This is a genomic window from Gemmatimonas sp. UBA7669, assembly GCF_002483225.1.
In the GTDB taxonomy this organism is placed as follows: domain Bacteria; phylum Gemmatimonadota; class Gemmatimonadetes; order Gemmatimonadales; family Gemmatimonadaceae; genus Gemmatimonas.
Genome location: NZ_DLHL01000054.1, coordinates 1 through 17554 on the forward strand (window position 1 = coordinate 1; position 17554 = coordinate 17554).

The window sequence follows — 17554 nt, forward strand, 5'->3', positions numbered from 1 at the left end:
ATGGCGCCCCCGGTGGCCGCTGAGTCGGCGCCCGCGCCGATGCCGACGCCTGAGCCGGTTCCCGTCCCCACGGCCGCCCCAGCAGTCGAGCCGGCCGTCACCCCAGCGGTCACACCGGCTGCCGCGCCGGATCCGCGCGCGGCGCTGCTTGACGAGCTGGCCACGGAACCTGAGCCGGAGGCGCTGCCCGAGGCGCTGCCGGCTGCGCTCGAGCCGGTGCCCGAGCCGGCCCCGCAGGCGGTGCCTCCGGCGGTACCACAGGCCGCGCCGGCACCCAGCCCGGCGCCCGTGGCCCGCCCCAGCGAGACACCGGGGCGCCCCATGCGCATGTCGGCCCGGACCGATAGCGGGCGCCTCGTGAACAACCTGGCCACCGTGTCCGATGCTGGGCTCATCGAGGAGCTCGAAACGCTGACGACGCGACTGTCCCGCGACCAGGGGCAGTCGGTGTACGACTACGTCGAGAATCAGTTCAGCGTCGACGCCGGCGCCAAGCTGGCCGTGGCCACGCGCGACGGCAAAGGCCCGTCGATGCAGGCCAAGGCGCAGCGCCGCGTGCAGCTCACACAGGGGGTGGTGGATCGCGTGGTGGCTGAGCTCGAGCGCCGCGGCATCGACCCGGCGGCCGAGCTGGTGCGCCGCGCCGAGGCCAGCAACACCCCGCTGGCCGAGGGTGCCACCGACTTTGACCCGGCGGCCTTCGAGGACGAGGCGTTTCCGACCTCCCTGCCGGCCTCCGTGCAGCCAGCGCGGACGGCGCAGATGGAGCGCGGGGTCGCGCCGCCCCTGGCGCCGGTCCCGTCCGCCACCGCGCGCCCCGCCAGTCGCCCCTCCGTCGAGGAGGTGGCCGCGCGCAACTTCCGGCGCCCGCTCGCCGACTTCGCCCCGACCGCCTACCGCGAGATGTCGCCCTATGCGGCCCTCGGCATGCTGGAAGGTCAGCACGTCGGGCCGCAGGGGGACACCACCTTCCTGGCCACGTCGCCCGAGATGGCGCTGGGCCAAGGGGCCAATCGCGGCGTGCTGGTCGAGCTGGACACGCAGGCGCTGCAGGGCCAGGTCAACACCAGCAAGCCGATGTGGGCGCCGAGCTACGAGTCCGGCGCCTTCGAGCTGGTTGCCCGCGACAACACCGACGCGCAGTACCAGCAGGCGATCCGCGCGGTCACGGTGCGCCCGGGCACGCCCATGCAGACCTGGGAGCGCCGCCGCCTGGACGGCCTCACCCGGGACGGCTGGTCCAAGACCGCCAACGCCGACGGGTCGGTCACGTACCGGCCGCCGGCCGCCACCACGGCGCCCAGGTCTCCCTCGGGCGACCCGGCGGCCGATCCGGTGGCCGCCGCACTGTCGACGCTCAACGACACCCTGACCGCCCTGCGGCAGGATCTGACCCAGGCGCGGGACGGGGCCGCGCCGGGCCCTGCCGCCCCGTCAGCGCCCGAACGACCGGCCGCCGAGGGTTCGGGCACCCCCACGGCCGCCACGGCCGCCAGCGCGGCGCCAGCGGCTGAGGCCGTGGATGATGGCGCCGACCTGGACGACGACGGCGCGTACTTGCCTGACGCCGAGCTGCTGGAGGTGGACGACGAGGCCGGCGCCGAGCCGCGCTATGCCTACACCGACCCCATGGCCGCCGCCATCGGCGAGGCCGCCCGGCGGATCAAGGAGACCATCAGCCGGCGCACGGCCGACACCGCCCCGCTCTTCGCGTCGCAGTTCCCCGAGGTCGAGGCGCGCCTGCGGAAGGGCGAGCAGGGCCTGCCCACGCTCTCGCTGCGCCAGCGGGTGCAGAAGGCGCTGGCCGGGATCACGGCCGGGCTGCGCCACTTCCCCGAACTCGACGCCACGCGCGACGCAGAGCACGCCCTGATCAATGAGGCGCTGCTGAGCGCCGAGCGCTCGGGGTCGGTCAGCCAGGCCAAGGCCGCCGACAGCTTGCTGCAGATCGTGCAGGGCCTGTCGGCATCTGAGGTGCAGCTCATGAGCCGCAAGCTCGCGCTCGATGACATCCTCAAGGACATCGATGCCGGGCTCTATGATCGCGGCAACCCGGTGCCGTTCTACGGCCGCGATGCCAACGACCGCGTGGTGCCGGTGGGCGAGGCCCGTGGCCGCGTGCTGCAGGACCAGGCGAAGGTCGAGCGGGTGGTGCGGGACAACGCCAAGGTGGCGGCCGCCATTGAGCGGCGCGCGACGTTCGCCAAGGCCCTCACCACGCAGCTCGTGGAGATTGGCAACCTCGATGCGTCGGTGTTGGACGATCCGCGCTACTACCACCGGCAGGTGCTCGCGGCGGCCGAGAAGCGGCTGCTCGTGCAGCAGGGCCAGTGGACAGGGGTCGGCGCGCCGCGTGATGCGCGCGTCAAGTCGCGCGGCTTCATGAAGCAGCGCACGGGTGGGGGTGACTTCAACCTCGCGTACATCGAGGCCGAATACGAATGGGTGGCGCAGGGCTACCAAAACCTGCTGCTGCACGAGGTGCTGCAGACGGTGAAGGCGTTCGACCGGACGCCCGAACTCAAGGCCGACGCGCACCGCTGGAATGTCGACCGCTTCTACGAGCAGGTGGACGCCGCCGGCGGTGAGGACCCGCTCGCGATCTATGCGCAGCGCATCGCGGCCGGCCGGCAGCGCATCGTGCGCGAGCTGCTGCACGACCGCGTGACGGTGCCGCCGGCCTTCGCGCGCATGGTGCAGGCGCTGCTGGAGGCCGAGGCCGCGGGCGAGCGCTTCGCGCACCCGCAGTGGTTCCCGTTCCTCTCGCAGCTGGTGCAGCAGGACAACGCGGCGGGCAAGGCGGCAGCCGGGATCTACAAGGCGATGGCCGAGCGCAAGCAGGCTATCAAGGACGCGCTGGGCGCCGACTACGTGAACCCGGCCGACCAGCAGGCGCTGCTGGCCATGGCGGGCGACGAGTTCGACATCTGGCAGCCCGAGAAGGGCAACGTGTTCTACTCGGCGCTCACGGTGAGCGAGAAGGAGTTGGCCGAGCTGCTGCGCGGCGGGCCGGTCGACGTGGCGCAGCTGCAGCGCCTCATGGTCATGGGCGGCAAGAAGCCCGGCCTCATCCTGCCGGCCGGGATCGTGAAGACGCTGAACAACCTCAAGCCGGCCGAGAGTCCGACCAACATCCTCGACGCGGCGCTCAAGACCGAGGTGCGCGCCTGGAAGGTGTGGACGCTGCTCAATCCGACGCGGGTGATCAAGTACAACCTGAACAACATCTCGTCGGACATCGAGGTGGCCATCATGCTGCCGGGCGTCGGCCCCAAGATCGCGCAGGCGGCGGCCGACCTCTGGCGCTACCAGCGGACGCGCGACCTGTCGGCGCCGGCCACGGCGGAGTTGCAGACATTGCTCGAGCGCGGCGTGATCGGGCAGACGCAGACCACGACCGAGATTCCCGACATCAAGACGTTCGAGGAGTTCCGGCACCTGGCCACGATGCCGCCCAATGCGTTTATGGCCATGGCGGCGGTGTACTGGGACCACGCGCGCGGCCTCACGACGTGGCGCGAGAACGTGCTGCGCCTGGCGGCCTATCGCTATTTCCTCGACCAGCTCAACCAGGGGCGGCGCGTGTACGGCGCGTCGAACCGGACGCGCGTCGATGCGCTGCAGTCGAACGAGGAGAAGGCCGCCCTGCTCTCGCGCGACATGCTCGGCGACTACGGCAACATCAGCAGCCTCGGGCAAACGGTGCGCGACCGGTTCCTGCCGTTCTACAGCTGGATGGAGGTCAACACCAAGCGCTTCGTCAACCTCGCGCGCAATGCGCGGCACGAGGAAGGGGGGTGGGTGGGCGGCGCCGGCACCCGAGTGGCTGGTGCGTTCGGGCTGGGCGCGCTGCAGATGGGCGTGCGCGCGGGAGCGCGTCTCGGCATGGCCGGCGTCCTGGCGTCCGCGTTCATGGCGGCCGTGGCGATCTACAACGCCACCATGTGGGGCGACGAGTGGGAGGAGCTGCGCAAGGCCGGCCGAGACGGGCACCTGATCCTCGGCAAGACCAGCGACGGCGACATTATCACGGTGCGCGTCGAAGGCGCCTTTGCCGACTTCCTCTCGTGGGTCGGCATGAAGGATCTGCCGCACGACATCGTGGAGCTGTGGAACGGGGAGGTGGGCTACGGCGACCTGCTCGGGGATGCGATTCTGGCCCCGGTGAAGAAGATCGCCGGCAGCTTGGAGCCGATGACGCAGGCGCTCTACAGCTTCCTCACCGGCAAGTCGCTGTTCCCGAACCCCTTGGAGCCGCGCACGCTGCGCGACCCCCTGGGCCGAGCGTATGGCGCGCTGTTCGATGCGTGGTCGCTGGGGCTCGTGTACCGGAACGTCATGCTGCCGCTCGGCGGCGTGCCGGCGGACCCGCGGCCGGCGTCGAGTGAGCTGGTGAACCTGATCGCGTACCGTACCGACGGCGGCCAGCTCGCCTACGACGCGGCACGCAGTATGACCTACACCTGGCTGGAGAAGGAGGGCCGCCACCGGCCGGGCGGCGCCAACACCAAGAAGTCGGCGGCCCTGTACTACTACCGCAAGGCCCTGCAGTACGGCGAGGACGACGCGGCGCGGGCGTGGTTCCAGCGCTACGTGGCACTGGGCGGCACCCGGGAGGCGGCGAAGCAGTCGCTCAAGCGCGCCGGCCCGCTGGCCGCCATTCCGCTGACCGAGCGGAACCGCTTTCTGGCGACCCTCGACGCGCAGGAGCGGGACGTGGTCAAGCGCGCCCACCAGTTCTATCACCGGCAGATGCTTGGCCCGAGCCAGCGCACGATGGAGCGCCCGGCGCCGGCCGCGTCTGCCAAGGAGCCGGTCCCGTTCTCGCTGTCGTGGTACCTCGAACAGGCGGGCGCGATGCGTTAACCTTACAGCTATTGACCATTTGGTGAATCGGTGTAGGTTGGTGAGCGGAGGTCTCACCAATCACTCGGGGGCACGATGGACGGAGAACAGCCGGCGAGCGCTGCGGGGGCAGCGCGGACGCCGGAGGACGGCGAAGAGCGGCGCGACATCGAGGCGGTTGCGCGATGCGTCTACGAAGCCATGCGGGTAGCGGCGTCGCCGTACGTCGAGACACCACGCTGGACCGAGGGCGGCAACAGCACTCGGCAGGACGAGGCCCGACGTGCGGCGGCGCGCATCGTGGCGCTGATGGGAGGCAATGCCGCGCTTGCCGACGCCCGCGCTACCATCGCGCGGTTGGAGGGGGAGCGGGATGCTCTCGCCTCACATCTCGCGCAGGTCAACGACGAACTGGCCGTAGACGGGGAGTACATCACCGTTGAAAAGGCGATTCTCGTTCGCGCCGAAGCGAACCGTGAGCGCACCCGCGCCGACGCGGCCGAGCGGCGGGTGGAGGCGGTGCTGAGTGAGGCGGCGGAAGAAGCGGCATACCGGGTGATGGTCAACGAATACGGTGGACGCGTGCTGTTCTCGCGGCTTTCGATTCGGCTTGCTCTAGAGGCCGCCCTCGCCGCCGCGTCGGGCGCGGCAGACGGCGCGGCCACCACGGAGGGCGGGCGGTGAGCAAGGCAATCTGGACTCTCACCGCCCCAGATGGCCGCGTGGTGGGCGCGAGTGCTGAACTGTGCGCGAACCGGAACAACGTGACGTGCGACTGCCCCTACGCCGCCATTCATCAGGCGATTGCTCGGACCTCAGGGCATAGATCCGCGTTGGAGCGATTGCAGACCGAGATCGACAACACCTGGAGCCCCACCGCCACCCGCTACGAGGCCGCCGGCTACGTGCTGGCGCGGGGGGAATATTGAGCCAGATGGAGATGATCTTCACAGAGCCCCAAACAGAGTCCCAAGAGGAGCATCGCGCGGCTCTGATAGCTAAGGCGGCATTGCGCGGCTTTCGCGTGGCAGAACCTTGGGAAGTCGAGTTCTTAAGCAGAGGCGATCTTTTCCGCGCTTCACGCAACGGCGTTGTGCATGGCCCGGTGTTTGTCCGGTCTGACGTGCTGGCGCGGGGGGAGGTGGTGTCGCATGCGTGAGCGTCCGATCCTCATGTCGGCGCCGATGGTCCGCGCGCTTCTGAACGGCACCAAGGCCAAGCGGAAGCTCTATGCACCGCGTGGAGTTTCGCCGGCTGATCCGGTGCACCTTGCGCGTCGGCTTGCCAATGGGCTCAGCACTGCCGAGGACGGACAGTGCTGGATCTGGCAGCGGACGAAGAACAACGCGGGCTACGGAACGCTCCGCGTGGAAGGCAGGACCATATACGCGCATCGATTGGCGTTCCTGCTTGCGGGCAACGACCTCGGGCCTGATCAGCATGTTCTTCACGCGTGCGACACTCCCGCCTGCATCAACCCGGATCACCTGAGCTCTGGATCTCGCTCTGCGAACATGCAGGACGCTGCCAGGAAGGGCCGACTGCGAGTTCCGAGGTTCGCGCTAATCGGCTCTGCGAATCCAGCATCTAAGCTAAGTGTGCTCGATGTAGCCGCGATCCGCGAACTTGCTAGAGATGGATGGTCGCAGTCGAAACTGGCAGAGGCGTTCAACGTGTCGCAATCGCAGATCAGCAACATCGTTCGAGGGCGTCAATGGAGAGCCGCGTCATGAAGGAACGGCCCATCCTGTTTTCTGGCCAGATGGTCAGAGCGATTCTTGATGGACGCAAGAGCATGACGCGGCGGGTGGTGAAGCCGCCGAAGCGCACTGACCTGCGACTGCGACCGAACGACATCGGCTGCACCGTTCGCGACGACGGTGCGATTTGGCACGACGCGTTCGGCTGGCTCCACTGCCCTTACGGCGTCCCCGGAGACCTGCTGTGGGTACGGGAGACCTTTGCTCCGTTCAGCACTGGTGGCGCAGTGTATCGCGCTGACAAACCGCGTTTTTCCCCCGACGCACACGAGGTTGTCGGCGGGAGTTGGCACCCGTCCATTTACATGCCGCGTTGGGCGTCGCGCCTCACGCTGCGCATCACCGACGTGCGCGTGGAGCGGTTGCAGGACATCAGTGCGGACGACTGTCGGGCCGAAGGGCATCCAACAGACTGGTCTCGCTCTCCCGCGCCAGAGGTGCACGACGATGCGGCGCGTGACTGGTACCGCGATCTATGGGATTCCATCAACGGCAGCGGCGCATGGGACGCCAACCCCTGGGTGTGGGTGGTGGCGTTTGAGCGGGTGGAGGTGCACGCGCATGGCTAAGGGCTTCAAGCTCACGCGGTCCGAGGACGCGCTGACCGTGACCATCGAGGGCGACGTGCGTAACCCGGAGCCCACGCACGCCATCATCAAGTTTCCTGGCGGGGTGGTGGAAGTCGCGCGGTGCTCGGACGGCTCATATTGGGCGCATCTGTCGCGCGACCCGCACGCCGAAAACGCGGACGACTTCGAGGTCGTCGCCTCGCGGGTGGAGTACGGCTATCCCGAGGCGCTGTTCCACGGCGTCGGCTCCATCCCGGCGCAAGATCGCGTGGACAAGCTGGCGGTGTGTATTGCGCGCAAGACCGCGCCGAAGCGCGAGGTGGCCGAGTGCTTTGACGACTGCCCGCCCGACCACTGCGCGTGCCACGACGGCGACGCGCGGACGGCGAACCGCACACACACCGCCGACGCGGCGCGGGGGGATGCATGACCCGCCGCCTGGTCACCGAAGCCGCCGCGTGGCGGGCCGTTGCACGGCGTGTGAATGCGGACCCCAAGAATCCGCCACGCAACCAGCTGTGGATGCTGCCGCTTCCAGGGGCGCTGCGTGAGGCGATGCACGCCCGCTACACCGATTTCGTCGGCCGCGACGGTGCATGGGAAGCCACATGGCCCGAGTGTGAGATGCTCGCGTGTCTGTGGCTCGCCCTGGAAGCCGAGGAGGCATCGTGAGCCGCCCACACCCGAACGCCGCCCGCTTTGCGCGCTACCTCGCCAAGCAGCTCGGCCTGACGCTGAGTGAGGCGCAGCGCCTCATCAAACACACGCACGGCGACCGCGCCCGCATCGAGCGCATTGTCGACAAGGAGGACTGGTGGAAGGATACGGCGTCGCCGAGCTGATCCCGCTGCGCACGGCCAGCCGGCGCCAGGCGGAAGTGCTGCCGGCCGATCCCACGGTGCATGTCCTCAGCCTCACGAGCGACACGCACGACCCGGCGTCGCTGGATGTCGGGTGGGGCGCGGTCCGTCGCATCGCTCTGTGGGATACGGCCGACGCGCAGCCCGACGCCGCCCGGGCGATTGCCGACGCCTTGGTCGAGGCGGTGGCGCAGCAGGCGCCGTTGCTCGTGCACTGTGAGATGGGCGTCTCGCGCAGTGTGGCGGTGGCGCAGGCAGCCAGCGCGGTCTTGCCCGTGGCGCATAGCAACCCGGCGCCTGGGCAGCGCGGCAATCCCGACGTGCGCCGGCAGGTGATTCAGGCGCTGCACGCGCGGACCGCCACCACGCCACGGTGTCCATACTGCGGCGCGGCGGCCGTGCTCATTCCGTCGCCCCGTCCCGACTGGGCGGCGAAGTGGGTGTGCAAGCCGTGTGATGCACGGGTCGGCTGTCACCCGGGCACCACCAAGGCGCTCGGGACCTTGGCCGATGCGGCGCTGCGTGACGCGCGCACCGCCGCCCATGACGTGTTTGACCAGCTGTGGAAGGAAGCCGGCCTCTCGCGCCGGCAGGCGTACCGATGGCTGCAGCAGGCGACCGCGCGGCCGGAATACGCCTGTCACATCGCGTGGATGGATGCGGCCGAGTGTCACCGGGTGCAGGCGCTGGCGTCTGCGCACTACCTGCGCCTCATGGCGCTGCCGCCCAAAGCCCGGCGGGTCTATGCGCCGTGAGCGGGTGCCCTGGTGGGTGTTCGCGGCGATCTGCGCCGCCTCCCTCAGCTACGCCTTCCTCCTCAGCTGCGGCGCGCCCCTGCGGCGTTGGTAGCCGCGCTCCCTTTTCTCTCTCGCGAGGTGTGTGATGAGTCGTTCGGTGAACAAGGCAATCCTGGTCGGCAACGTCGGCGGCGATCCCGAGGTGCGCGCGGTCGGCACGGGCGCGCGGGTCGCCACCTTCTCGCTGGCCACGGGGCGCACGTGGACCGATGCCCAAGGGGTCAAGCAGGAGAAGACCGAGTGGCACCGCTGTGTCGTGTGGAACAGTGCCCGCGGCGGCGGGCTCGCCGATGTGGTCGAGAAGTACGTGCGCAAGGGCGCCAAGCTGTACGTCGAGGGCAGCATCGAGTACCGCCAGTGGCAGGACAAAGACGGGCAGACGCGCTACACCACTGAAATCAAAGTCACCGAGCTGGTGATGCTGGGCGACGGCAGCAGCCAGGGCGGGAGCCCGCGACCGACCGGCCCCGCGAACAGCAGCAAGCCGCGGGCGAACAAGCCGGCCGACGACGACTTCAGCGACTTCCCGGGCGCCCTCGAGGACGAGGACGACGATTTGCCGTTCTAGAGGCCTCAGCAGGTCGGGTGCACGCCACCCGTGCACCCGTCCCAGTCGCCGTCGGGCTCTTGCTCGGGCGGCGTCAGATACTCGGACGTGTTCTCGTAGAGCGGGCGGTGCGGCGCCACGGTGGGCCGCACATAGCGCGGGTTGGTGAGGTGGCGGTAGAACAGGCCGGCGCCAATGAGCCACAGGACAACGAGCACGACCGGCCCCCAGCTCTCCGTTCGCGTGTACGTCATCTGCTGCTGCCGCGCAATTTCGCGCTGGAGAGCCGCGTACCCTGGCGTCCCAGGCTCAGGGCTGCGCGTGAGGCGTCTAGCCAGCTTGGCGATACGGCTGCTCATGCCGCACGCTCGCCAGCATGCGCCGCAGCGCCGTGTTGCGCTCTGCGAGTGGAATGCACTGGTTGAGCAGAATTACCGATTCGTCGTTGCGCTGCACACACCGGCCGTGCGCACCAGGCGGCAGCGGGTGAAGCACCACGACGGCGCCGCAGCGCTCGGCTTGCGCCAGCAACGATTGCCATTCGCGAACCACCGACACGCGTCCCGCTCCTCTCAGAAGGGTTCATGGCTGCGGCGGGTAGCGGGTCGCAATGTACGTGCGCGCCGCTGCGATCCCGGCCTGCACATGCAGGCGCAGCTCGTCGTCGGCAATGTTTGAGTACACCACATTCGGCGCAAGCACGAGCCCGCGCAGGAACGCCAGGTCTGCCTCGTTTGCACCGGCTTCGACCGCTTCGACGGTGAATCGCACCCACTCCAGCAGTGCCGATTGCGGGACAGCACGCGGCGAGCGGGGATGAGCTACCGCTGACGGACTGCTGACGCTCGACGCGGCAGCGGGCCCCTCAAATTCCTGCAACGAAACACCGTAAAGGGCGGCCAGCTCCTCAAGGCGGCGCGGGCTCAGCCAGTAGCCACGTTCCCAGCGGCGCATGGTCCCGCGCGTGACTCCGAGCCGCTCGGCGACGGCCTGCTGCTCAAGGCCCGCCGCAACCCGTGCCGTCTGCAGCCGACGCCCGCGCGCCTCGTTGAGCGTGCCGTAGGTAGAACTTGCCTCTTGCGTAGTTTTAGGCATAAGGTTAATCTGGTCGGCGTTGAGCTTGTGGTCGATACTGAGCGCGACGCGTGGGCCGGGAAGCTGTGGCGTCATGCTCAACATTAACCCCACCACTGAACACCCAACTTAGCACCTATGGCGTTGACCGCTACCGAACGAAAGGCGCGCCTGCGCGAGGCGGGCGTGTCACAGTCCACGGCGGCCGAGAAGGCCGGCGTGAAGCCGGCCATGGTGAGCATGGTCATCAACGGCAAAACGCGGTCGTACCGCGTGGAGCGCGTGCTGGCAGAGCTCATGGGGCTGGATCGAGAAGAGGCGTTTGAGCCGCACCTGCGCGAAGCCGAAGCGCGCACCCGCTTCGAGCAGCGCGGCGCCGCCTGAGCGGTGGTAGGACGCTGCGGCACGGGGGTGTCGCGCGGTAGGACCAAACTTCCGGATTGGGGGCACGATGCAACGGGACGCGGTGACGGTCCACGCAGGGCCGGTGTTCGAGCTGCGGCACTTGGATGGCGACATGCGCCACGGCATGCGGCAGGTCGTGCGGGAGCTGCGCCGGCTGCCGACGGAGCCATGGGAAGACCTCTCACGCGGCAAGACGCGGCCGTGGGCCGTGTTGCTGCGGCGCCTGATGGAGGCCGCGCTGGCCGGCGCCTCGCGGCAGCAGGCCGAGGGCTTTGTGCACACGCTGCAGGCGGTCATGGACCGCATTTGGGCAGTGTTTGGGGCCGTGCCGCCGGTGCGCCTCAAGCTGCTGCCGCCGGCGCTGCGGACGCCCGAGCTGCCCACGCGGGCGGCGGTGCGGGTCCCGGCATGACGCACGAGACCCCCGGACAGCACAACGCCCGCACCGGGGGCACCGAGTACGGGCGTTGAGAGATTGGCCGCCGGTGCGGGGGCACCGGCACACGAGGGAGCACACGCATTCGCTTCACCCCACCCGCTGCGCGGCACGAGGCCGCCCGGGAAACGTATTCACGACCCGCCATTGAGGCAAGACACGATGACCGCACCCACTGCTTCCCCGCTGTCCACCCTGGCCCAGCCGACGGTCGGCCTGACGGCCGCCCAACTGGCCGAGCGCCGCACCGGCCTCGGCGCCTCCGAAGTGGCGGCCGTGCTCGGGCTCGACCGCTACAAGTCGCCCCTCGACGTGTGGGCCGAGAAGACCGGCCGCGTTGTGCCCGAGTCGAGCGGCGACAGTGGCCCGGCGCTCATGGGCCAGCTGCTCGAGCCCATTGTGGCCACGTTGGCGCAGCGCGAATACCAGAAGCAGGATGTGGGCCTTGAGGTGCTGACGGTGAAGGAAGCCGTCAAGCGCCTGCCCTGGCTGGCCGTCAAGCGCCGCACGCCCTCGGGCAGCACGTTCATTGGCCGCGAGGACTGGCAGCGCGCGAGCCCCGACCGGTTTGTGCTCCGGCAGTCGGCCGCCGACTACGACATCCAGTCCTTCAGTGACCTGTTCCTGCTCGAGTGCAAGACGAAAAGCTGGAAGACCTTCCGGGACTTCGGGCTACCCGGCAGCGATCAGGTGCCCTACGCGATCCTCTGTCAGGCGATCTGGCAGGCCGATGTGCTCGAACTTGAGCGCGTGGATGTGGGCGTGCTGGTGGACGGCCGCGACTACCATCCGTTCACGGTGAAGGTGGAGCACGCGCTGGCGCTCGACCTCTACGAGCAGGTGCACGACTGGTGGCACCGGTACGTCGTGGCTGATGTGGAGCCGCCGGTCTCGCGTGGCTCGGACGTGCAGTATCTGCGCAGCAAGTTCGACCAGGTCCGCGACGAGCTGATGCCGAGTGACCCGGATGTCGAGCAGGCGGTGGCGCAGCTGGCGGACGCACGGCGCGCGGCGAAGGACGCCGAGGCGGCCGAGGAGCTGGCCAAGGCCCATGTGATGCGCCTGATGGGCGATTACAAGGCCGTGCACACGCCCTATGGCAAGGTGTCGTTCGGGCTGGTCAAGGGTGCGGCGCGCACCGACTGGAAGGCCGTGGCCGAGGCGGCCAACGCGCCGGCTGAGCTGGTGCAGTCGCACACGAAGATCGGCGCGCCGTCGCGTCAGTTCCGGTTCACGGCCGCCGCGGGGGACAACTGATGAAACTCGTGCGCCTCACCGCCGAAAACTTTCTCCGTCTCCAGGCCGTCGAGATCAAGCCCGACGGCGCCCTGGTGCAGATCTCCGGCCGCAACGGCGCCGGCAAGTCGAGCGTGCTGCGCGCTCTTGAAGCCGCGCTGGCTGGGAAGGAAGCGCTGCCCGCCGATCCCGTGCGCCACGGCGCCGACGAAGCCGTCATCGAAGTGGACCTGGGCGATTTCCTCGTCAAGCGCACCGTCAAGGCCGACGGGCGCACCACGCTCACCGTGTCCACGCCCGAGGGCGCAAAGTTCAGTAGCCCGCAAAAGATGCTCGACGGGCTGCTCTCGTCGCTTGCGTTCGATCCGCTGGCCTTCTCGCGCATGAAGCCACGCGAGCAGCGCGACACGCTGGCCAACCTCGTGGGCCTGTCCAAGCAGCTGGCCGAACTCGATGCGGTGCAGAAGACCGACTTCGACGAGCGCACCATGGTGAACCGCGATCTGCGCACGGCCAAGGCGCGATTCGAGGCGATGGAACGGGTGGAGCCGGTCGAGCCGGTGAACCCGTCCACGGCGCTGGCCGAGCTGCGCGCCGCGCGCGAGCACAATGCCCGGGTCGAGGCCGAGATGCGCCGCCGCGAACGCGAGAGGGAGCGGGCGGGCGGGCTGTGGGATCAGGCCCGCGCGAAGCGCCAGGAAGCCGCGCGGTTGCTGGATGAGGCCAAGGCGCTGGACGTCGAGGCGGACGCGATCGGCAAGGCGCTGCTGGCCTTGGCCGAGCCCGAGGCGCTGCGGGATGTGGCGGCAATCGAGCAGCGCTTGGAGCAGGCTGGCGCCGTGAATGCGCAGCACCACGCGTACGAGCAATACCAGGCGGAAGCCGCGGCCGTCGCCCAGCTCGAAGCGGCGTCGCAGGCTATCAGCGACCGCATGACGGCGCGCGAAGCCGAGCGCGCGGCCATGATTCAGTCTGTGGCCTTCCCGCTGCCCGGCATCGGCCTGACCGAGGATGGCGTGACGCTGCATGGCGTGCCGCTCGATCAGGCATCGACGGCCGAGCAGCTGCGCCTCAGTGCAGCCATCGGTATGGCGCTCAACCCGAAGCTGCGCCTGATGGTGATTCGGGACGGCTCACTGCTCGACGAGGACTCGCTGCAGCTGCTCACCGAGGCGGCAGCGGCCGAGGACTTTGTGCTACTCGTGGAAACGGTGGACACCACGGGACAGGTCGGCATCTACATCGAGGACGGCAATGTCCGCGCCGTGAACGGCAAGGCGGTGGCCGCATGAGCGTCACCCTGACCATCCCGGCCGACCTCAACCTGAGCGCCGAGGAGGCGCTGGAGGTGCTGCGTCAGCACGCGCAGCAGCAGCAATCGGCCACGAAAGACACGCTGTGGCAGGTGCTGTCGGCGCTGATGACCAAGCTGCGGTCCCGCGAGTATCTGTTCAGCCAGTACGAGACCGAGCTGACGGCCGTCGAGCAGGCGTGTGCGGCGCACCGTGCCGAGATGACACGCCTGCGGAAGGTCGAGGTGTACGCCATTGCCGAGGGGAACCGGCTGCGGCAGGAACGCATCGAGAAGGGGATCGAGCAGGGCGGCGCGGGGCGCCCGGCGGGGCGGCCATGACCGCGCCCCAGACGGAGGAGCCGCCGGTCACGGGGCCGGTGCACGAGGGCGATCCAGCCCCCCAGGAGCAGACGACGGAGAGCGTCGAGGAGACGAACGACCGCCGCATTCTGCAGATCATGCAGGTGGTGGGCGGTGACAAGTCGCGCGCCGAGAAGGTCATGCGCCTCGCGGCCGGGGCCGTCAAGAAGGTGCCGGCGCTCGGGAAGTGTAAGGCCACGAGCCTGTGGCTGGCGGTACTCGATGTGGCCGGCCTCAACCTGCCCTTTGGCGGACGCGGCGCGTACCTCGTGCCGTACAAGGGCGAGGTGCAGGTCATCATCGCGCCGCACGGTCTGATCGAGCTCGCCTATCGGCACCCGCTGGTCAAGAGCGTGCAGGCCCGTGTCGTGCGCGACGGCGAGCCCTTCGACATCCAGTTCGCGCCGGACCCGACCATCCTGCACAAGCCGCTGATCGGCGGCAAGGCCGGCGACAAGATCGGCGCCTACATGATCGTGGAGCTGACCACCGGGGGCCGGGTGGTGGAGTGGATGACCAAGGCCGAGGTCGAGGAAGTCCGGGCGGTGTCCAAGTCGTTTGCCGAGGGGAAAGGGCCGTGGATCGACTGGGAAGACGAGATGTGGCGCAAGTCGGCGCTCAAGCGGGGCATGAAGTACGTGCCGCAGAGCGAGGAGTTGATGCGCGCCCTCGATCTGGACGACGAGGAGAGCGACCTGGCCATCAAGGCGGCACCCGCGCCGATGCAACTGACGGCCGGCCGGGGCGGCGTGGACGCACTGAGCGAGCAACTGGCGAAGCGGCGCCAGCAGGCCGCGGCGGCGGTCGCGTGAACCGCGCGCCCGTGGGGGCCGACATGCGGTCCGACATGCAGCCGTACACCCACGCCGAGGTGGTGGCGCTGTTCCGGGTGGCACGGCAGACCGTGTACCGCATGGGCGCGGTGATGGCCTGCCGCCTGCCCGGTCGGCCCGTGCGCTACGTGCGGGCCAAGATCGACGCCATCCTGCGGGGCGAGACCGTCCCGCGCCGTGGGGCGGCGTGATGGTCTACCGCAAAGCCGGGGGCAAGACGTGGTACACGCGGGTGGTGACCACCACCGGCGCGCAACGCGTGCTGTCCACCGGCACCACCCTCAAGACCGAGGCGCTGGCGGTGGAGCGCTGGCACCAGGGCGTGCGGCGGCGCCTCGATGTCCACGGCGTGCTCGAGGCCATCGTGGAGAGCCGCGTGTCTCTGGTGCAGGCGTACCGCCTCGGAGAGGTCGGGGTGGTCGCGCACTTTCAGCAGCAGGCCGAGCAGGCCGCCGCCGAGGCCCGCCAGGCAGCAGCCGACGCGGCCAACATCGATCTGCGCCCACACCTCGACGCGTTCCTCACGTGGCGGGGCCAGCGCACGCGCGGGCAGTCGGTCATCCCGATCTACCGCCAGCAGCTGACGCGGCTGTTCCCCGAGCCAGAGTGGCGTCGCGACTGGTTCACGGCGCAGCTCGTGGCCGCGCGCCTCGATGCGCTGACGGGCGTGCAGGACGCGACCCGGAACCGCTACCGCGCGGCCGTGTCGGCGTTCGCCAAGTATCTGGTGCGCCGCGGCCTCGTGGCCCACAACCCGGCCCGCGATATCGGCGGCTACGAGGAGAACGAGGCCGAGGTGATTTGGTGGAGCGAGGCCGACGCCCGGCGCCTGATCGCGGCACTGCCCGAGCTATTCCGGGGCCGTGAAGCCCTGATGGCCGGCACCGGCATGGACTGGACCGACTGCCAGCGCCTTCGCGTGCGGGACGTGGACCTGGCGGCGCGCACAGTGCGCTGTCACGGCAGCAAGACGGCGCACCGGAACCGCGTGGTGCGCATCACCGAGGCGTGGACCCTGCCCTACATCCGGGCCGCCGTCGCCCACGCGCTGCCCGAGGCGCTGGTGTGCCCGCCGCACAGCAGCAAGGTGGCCAACCGCGTGCACCGCGAGACGCTCGAAGCCCTCGACATCACCCCGGTGGCCCGGCTGCATGCCTGGCGCCACCACTACGCCGTGACCCTGCTCCGCCGCGGCGAGTTGCCGCAGGTGGTGGCGCATCAGTGCGGCCATGGCACCGTCAAACTGGTCCTCGACCGCTACGGCAAGTTCCTGCCCAATGCGGCCGACTATCTGCCCGACGCGGCGGTAGCGGACCCTGCTACCGATCCCGCTACCCTCCCCCAATCCGGCCCCCGGCCGAGGAGGACCCATCATGCCTAAGTCAGTACCCGGAGCGGGGTTCGAACCCGCACGCCTTTTTTGGGCACAAGATTTTAAGTCTCGCGCGTCTACCGATTTCGCCATCCGGGTGAGGAGGGGTTGGGGCCTTCCGGCGCCAGCACCCAGCCCGAAGACACAAAGCTAACCGGCGAGCGGTCGATCAGCCCAGGTTTCCCGAATCCCCAGCACCTCGGGTAGACAGCGCACAAAGGCGTCCACGAGTTCCGGATCGAAGTGGCGGCCGCGTTCACGCCGCAGAAAATCCACCGCGTCCTCCACAGACCACGCCGGTTTGTAGGGCCGTGCGCTGGTCAGGGCATCGAACACATCGGCCACGGCCACGATGCGCGCGGCGTGCGGGATGGCCTCTCCCGCCACGCCGTGCGGATAGCCCTCGCCATCCCATCGCTCGTGATGACTGAGGGCAATGGTGGAGGCGAGCCGGAGGAGTCCGGCCGCGTGTTCTCCAAGAATGCGAGCCCCGATGAGCGTGTGCTGCTGCATGATGCGGCGCTCCTCCGGGGTGAGCGGTCCTGGCTTCTGCAGAATGGCGTCAGGGACGCCGATCTTGCCGACATCATGCATGGGGGCCGCCAGCAACAATTCATTGGCGGCATCGCTCGCGTAGCCAGCGGCGAGTGCGAGCGTCCTCGCGTAGTGACTCATGCGCACCACATGCAGGCCCGTCTCGGTGTCCTTGAACTCGGCCGCCGTTCCGAGGCAGTGCACGATTTGCACACGGGTGCGCAGGACCTCCTCGCTCTGCACCAGTGTGAGGTGCGTGCGAACCCTGGCCCGGACAATGTGCGGGTTGAAGGGCTTGGTGATGAAGTCCACCGCGCCAAGCTCCAGCCCCTTCTCCTCACTTGCGGCGTCTGCCAGCGCACTGACGAAGATGACGGGGATGACCGAGGTGGCGGGATCGGCCTTGAGTTGCTTGAGCACATCGAAGCCGGAGAGGCCCGGCATCATGATGTCGAGCAGTACCAGGTCGGGAGGATCGCTACGCACGAGTTCCAGGGCCCGCGCCCCATCGCGGGCGAAGAGCAGTCGATAGCGGTCGTTGAGCGTGTGCCGCAGCACCTGCAGGTTGGTGGCTTCGTCATCCACGAGCAGGAGTGTCGCCCGTTCGTCCGATTGCTGCATGGGCGTGGGAC

At 69.2% G+C, this 17554-nt stretch carries 22 protein-coding genes and 1 tRNA gene; 18 read left to right on the top strand and 5 right to left on the bottom strand.

The features are described 5' to 3' along the window. The first annotated feature begins 12 nt into the window (after window positions 1–12). From B2747_RS16360 to B2747_RS16405, 10 genes are all read left to right on the top strand, one after another. Window positions 13–4866, top strand: coding sequence for a hypothetical protein (locus B2747_RS16360; protein ID WP_291163352.1), 4854 nt, complete (start codon window positions 13–15; stop codon window positions 4864–4866). Window positions 4867–4941: 75 nt separating this feature from the next. Continuing rightward, on the top strand, window positions 4942–5529 hold the full coding sequence (locus B2747_RS16365; protein ID WP_291163354.1) for a hypothetical protein: 588 nt from the start codon (window positions 4942–4944) through the stop codon (window positions 5527–5529). Continuing rightward, on the top strand, window positions 5526–5774 hold the full coding sequence (locus B2747_RS16370) for a hypothetical protein (protein ID WP_291163357.1): 249 nt from the start codon (window positions 5526–5528) through the stop codon (window positions 5772–5774). Before B2747_RS16365 ends, B2747_RS16370 begins: the two co-directional genes overlap by 4 nt. A gap of 222 nt (window positions 5775–5996) precedes the next feature. After that, entirely contained in the window at window positions 5997–6578 is a 582-nt protein-coding gene (locus B2747_RS16375; protein ID WP_291163360.1) for a helix-turn-helix domain-containing protein, read from the top strand. Continuing rightward, a complete protein-coding gene (locus B2747_RS16380) occupies window positions 6575–7174 on the top strand; it encodes a hypothetical protein (protein ID WP_291163363.1) in 600 nt (199 codons plus the stop codon). The genes B2747_RS16375 and B2747_RS16380 overlap by 4 nt, the downstream gene beginning before the upstream one ends. After that, window positions 7167–7604, top strand: coding sequence for a hypothetical protein (locus B2747_RS16385; protein WP_291163365.1), 438 nt, complete (start codon window positions 7167–7169; stop codon window positions 7602–7604). Before B2747_RS16380 ends, B2747_RS16385 begins: the two co-directional genes overlap by 8 nt. Beyond that, a complete protein-coding gene (locus tag B2747_RS16390; RefSeq protein WP_291163367.1) occupies window positions 7601–7846 on the top strand; it encodes a hypothetical protein in 246 nt (81 codons plus the stop codon). The genes B2747_RS16385 and B2747_RS16390 overlap by 4 nt, the downstream gene beginning before the upstream one ends. Further along, a complete protein-coding gene (locus tag B2747_RS16395) occupies window positions 7843–8016 on the top strand; it encodes a hypothetical protein (protein ID WP_291163369.1) in 174 nt (57 codons plus the stop codon). The genes B2747_RS16390 and B2747_RS16395 overlap by 4 nt, the downstream gene beginning before the upstream one ends. Then, entirely contained in the window at window positions 7989–8789 is an 801-nt protein-coding gene (locus B2747_RS16400; RefSeq protein WP_291163372.1) for a zinc-finger-containing protein, read from the top strand. The genes B2747_RS16395 and B2747_RS16400 overlap by 28 nt, the downstream gene beginning before the upstream one ends. Window positions 8790–8928: 139 nt before the next feature. After that, a complete protein-coding gene (locus tag B2747_RS16405) occupies window positions 8929–9399 on the top strand; it encodes a single-stranded DNA-binding protein (protein WP_291163375.1) in 471 nt (156 codons plus the stop codon). 5 nt (window positions 9400–9404) lie between these two features. Here B2747_RS16405 and B2747_RS16410 read toward each other — a convergent pair whose 3' ends face one another. Genes B2747_RS16410 through B2747_RS16420 form a run of 3 tightly spaced genes read right to left on the bottom strand, consistent with a single transcriptional unit; the run spans window position 9405 to window position 10548 of the window. Beyond that, window positions 9405–9737, bottom strand: coding sequence for a hypothetical protein (locus B2747_RS16410; RefSeq protein WP_291163378.1), 333 nt, complete (start codon window positions 9735–9737; stop codon window positions 9405–9407). Beyond that, window positions 9709–9936 carry a hypothetical protein gene (locus tag B2747_RS16415; RefSeq protein WP_291163381.1) on the bottom strand — a complete coding sequence of 76 codons (228 nt, stop codon included), beginning with the start codon at window positions 9934–9936 and terminating at the stop codon, window positions 9709–9711. Before B2747_RS16415 ends, B2747_RS16410 begins: the two co-directional genes overlap by 29 nt. A gap of 24 nt (window positions 9937–9960) precedes the next feature. After that, on the bottom strand, window positions 9961–10548 hold the full coding sequence (locus B2747_RS16420; protein WP_291163384.1) for a helix-turn-helix domain-containing protein: 588 nt from the start codon (window positions 10546–10548) through the stop codon (window positions 9961–9963). Window positions 10549–10590: 42 nt separating this feature from the next. On the opposite strand from B2747_RS16420, the gene B2747_RS16425 reads away from it, so the two are divergent. The 8 genes from B2747_RS16425 (at window position 10591) to B2747_RS16460 (ending at window position 16397) form a co-directional block, all read left to right on the top strand. Next, a complete protein-coding gene (locus tag B2747_RS16425) occupies window positions 10591–10836 on the top strand; it encodes a helix-turn-helix domain-containing protein (RefSeq protein ID WP_291163388.1) in 246 nt (81 codons plus the stop codon). A 133-nt stretch (window positions 10837–10969) separates the two neighbouring features. Further along, on the top strand, window positions 10970–11269 hold the full coding sequence (locus tag B2747_RS16430; protein ID WP_291163391.1) for a hypothetical protein: 300 nt from the start codon (window positions 10970–10972) through the stop codon (window positions 11267–11269). 186 nt (window positions 11270–11455) lie between these two features. Further along, window positions 11456–12550 (top strand): YqaJ viral recombinase family protein, encoded by a 1095-nt coding sequence (locus B2747_RS16435; RefSeq protein WP_291163394.1) that lies wholly within the window; start codon window positions 11456–11458, stop codon window positions 12548–12550. Beyond that, window positions 12550–13821, top strand: coding sequence for an AAA family ATPase (locus B2747_RS16440; protein WP_291163397.1), 1272 nt, complete (start codon window positions 12550–12552; stop codon window positions 13819–13821). The genes B2747_RS16435 and B2747_RS16440 overlap by 1 nt, the downstream gene beginning before the upstream one ends. Beyond that, window positions 13818–14162, top strand: coding sequence for a hypothetical protein (locus tag B2747_RS16445; RefSeq protein ID WP_291163400.1), 345 nt, complete (start codon window positions 13818–13820; stop codon window positions 14160–14162). Before B2747_RS16440 ends, B2747_RS16445 begins: the two co-directional genes overlap by 4 nt. Then, the gene (locus tag B2747_RS16450; RefSeq protein ID WP_291163402.1) at window positions 14159–14995 is read left to right on the top strand and encodes a recombinase RecT; all 837 of its coding nucleotides are present in this window, start codon (window positions 14159–14161) and stop codon (window positions 14993–14995) included. The genes B2747_RS16445 and B2747_RS16450 overlap by 4 nt, the downstream gene beginning before the upstream one ends. A gap of 35 nt (window positions 14996–15030) precedes the next feature. After that, window positions 15031–15207 (top strand): hypothetical protein, encoded by a 177-nt coding sequence (locus B2747_RS16455; protein WP_291163405.1) that lies wholly within the window; start codon window positions 15031–15033, stop codon window positions 15205–15207. Next, window positions 15207–16397, top strand: coding sequence for a tyrosine-type recombinase/integrase (locus B2747_RS16460; RefSeq protein ID WP_291163663.1), 1191 nt, complete (start codon window positions 15207–15209; stop codon window positions 16395–16397). The genes B2747_RS16455 and B2747_RS16460 overlap by 1 nt, the downstream gene beginning before the upstream one ends. Before the next feature lie 5 nt (window positions 16398–16402). On the opposite strand, the gene B2747_RS16465 is transcribed toward B2747_RS16460, so the two are convergent. Next, window positions 16403–16487 (bottom strand) — tRNA-Leu (locus B2747_RS16465). Between the two features lie 51 nt (window positions 16488–16538). Beyond that, window positions 16539–17543, bottom strand: coding sequence for an HD-GYP domain-containing protein (locus B2747_RS16470; RefSeq protein ID WP_343125916.1), 1005 nt, complete (start codon window positions 17541–17543; stop codon window positions 16539–16541). Window positions 17544–17554: the final 11 nt, after the last annotated feature.

Coding starts and splice junctions, on each gene's coding strand:
- B2747_RS16365 (WP_291163354.1), top strand. CDS start 4,942: ATGGACGGAGAACAGCCGGCGAGCGCTGCGGGGGCAGCGCGGACGCCG.
- B2747_RS16375 (WP_291163360.1), top strand. CDS start 5,997: ATGCGTGAGCGTCCGATCCTCATGTCGGCGCCGATGGTCCGCGCGCTT.
- B2747_RS16380 (WP_291163363.1), top strand. CDS start 6,575: ATGAAGGAACGGCCCATCCTGTTTTCTGGCCAGATGGTCAGAGCGATT.
- B2747_RS16385 (WP_291163365.1), top strand. CDS start 7,167: ATGGCTAAGGGCTTCAAGCTCACGCGGTCCGAGGACGCGCTGACCGTG.
- B2747_RS16390 (WP_291163367.1), top strand. CDS start 7,601: ATGACCCGCCGCCTGGTCACCGAAGCCGCCGCGTGGCGGGCCGTTGCA.
- B2747_RS16410 (WP_291163378.1), bottom strand. CDS start 9,737: ATGAGCAGCCGTATCGCCAAGCTGGCTAGACGCCTCACGCGCAGCCCT.
- B2747_RS16420 (WP_291163384.1), bottom strand. CDS start 10,548: ATGACGCCACAGCTTCCCGGCCCACGCGTCGCGCTCAGTATCGACCAC.
- B2747_RS16425 (WP_291163388.1), top strand. CDS start 10,591: ATGGCGTTGACCGCTACCGAACGAAAGGCGCGCCTGCGCGAGGCGGGC.
- B2747_RS16430 (WP_291163391.1), top strand. CDS start 10,970: ATGCGCCACGGCATGCGGCAGGTCGTGCGGGAGCTGCGCCGGCTGCCG.
- B2747_RS16435 (WP_291163394.1), top strand. CDS start 11,456: ATGACCGCACCCACTGCTTCCCCGCTGTCCACCCTGGCCCAGCCGACG.
- B2747_RS16440 (WP_291163397.1), top strand. CDS start 12,550: ATGAAACTCGTGCGCCTCACCGCCGAAAACTTTCTCCGTCTCCAGGCC.
- B2747_RS16445 (WP_291163400.1), top strand. CDS start 13,818: ATGAGCGTCACCCTGACCATCCCGGCCGACCTCAACCTGAGCGCCGAG.
- B2747_RS16450 (WP_291163402.1), top strand. CDS start 14,159: ATGACCGCGCCCCAGACGGAGGAGCCGCCGGTCACGGGGCCGGTGCAC.
- B2747_RS16455 (WP_291163405.1), top strand. CDS start 15,031: ATGCAGCCGTACACCCACGCCGAGGTGGTGGCGCTGTTCCGGGTGGCA.
- B2747_RS16460 (WP_291163663.1), top strand. CDS start 15,207: ATGGTCTACCGCAAAGCCGGGGGCAAGACGTGGTACACGCGGGTGGTG.
- B2747_RS16470 (WP_343125916.1), bottom strand. CDS start 17,543: ATGCAGCAATCGGACGAACGGGCGACACTCCTGCTCGTGGATGACGAA.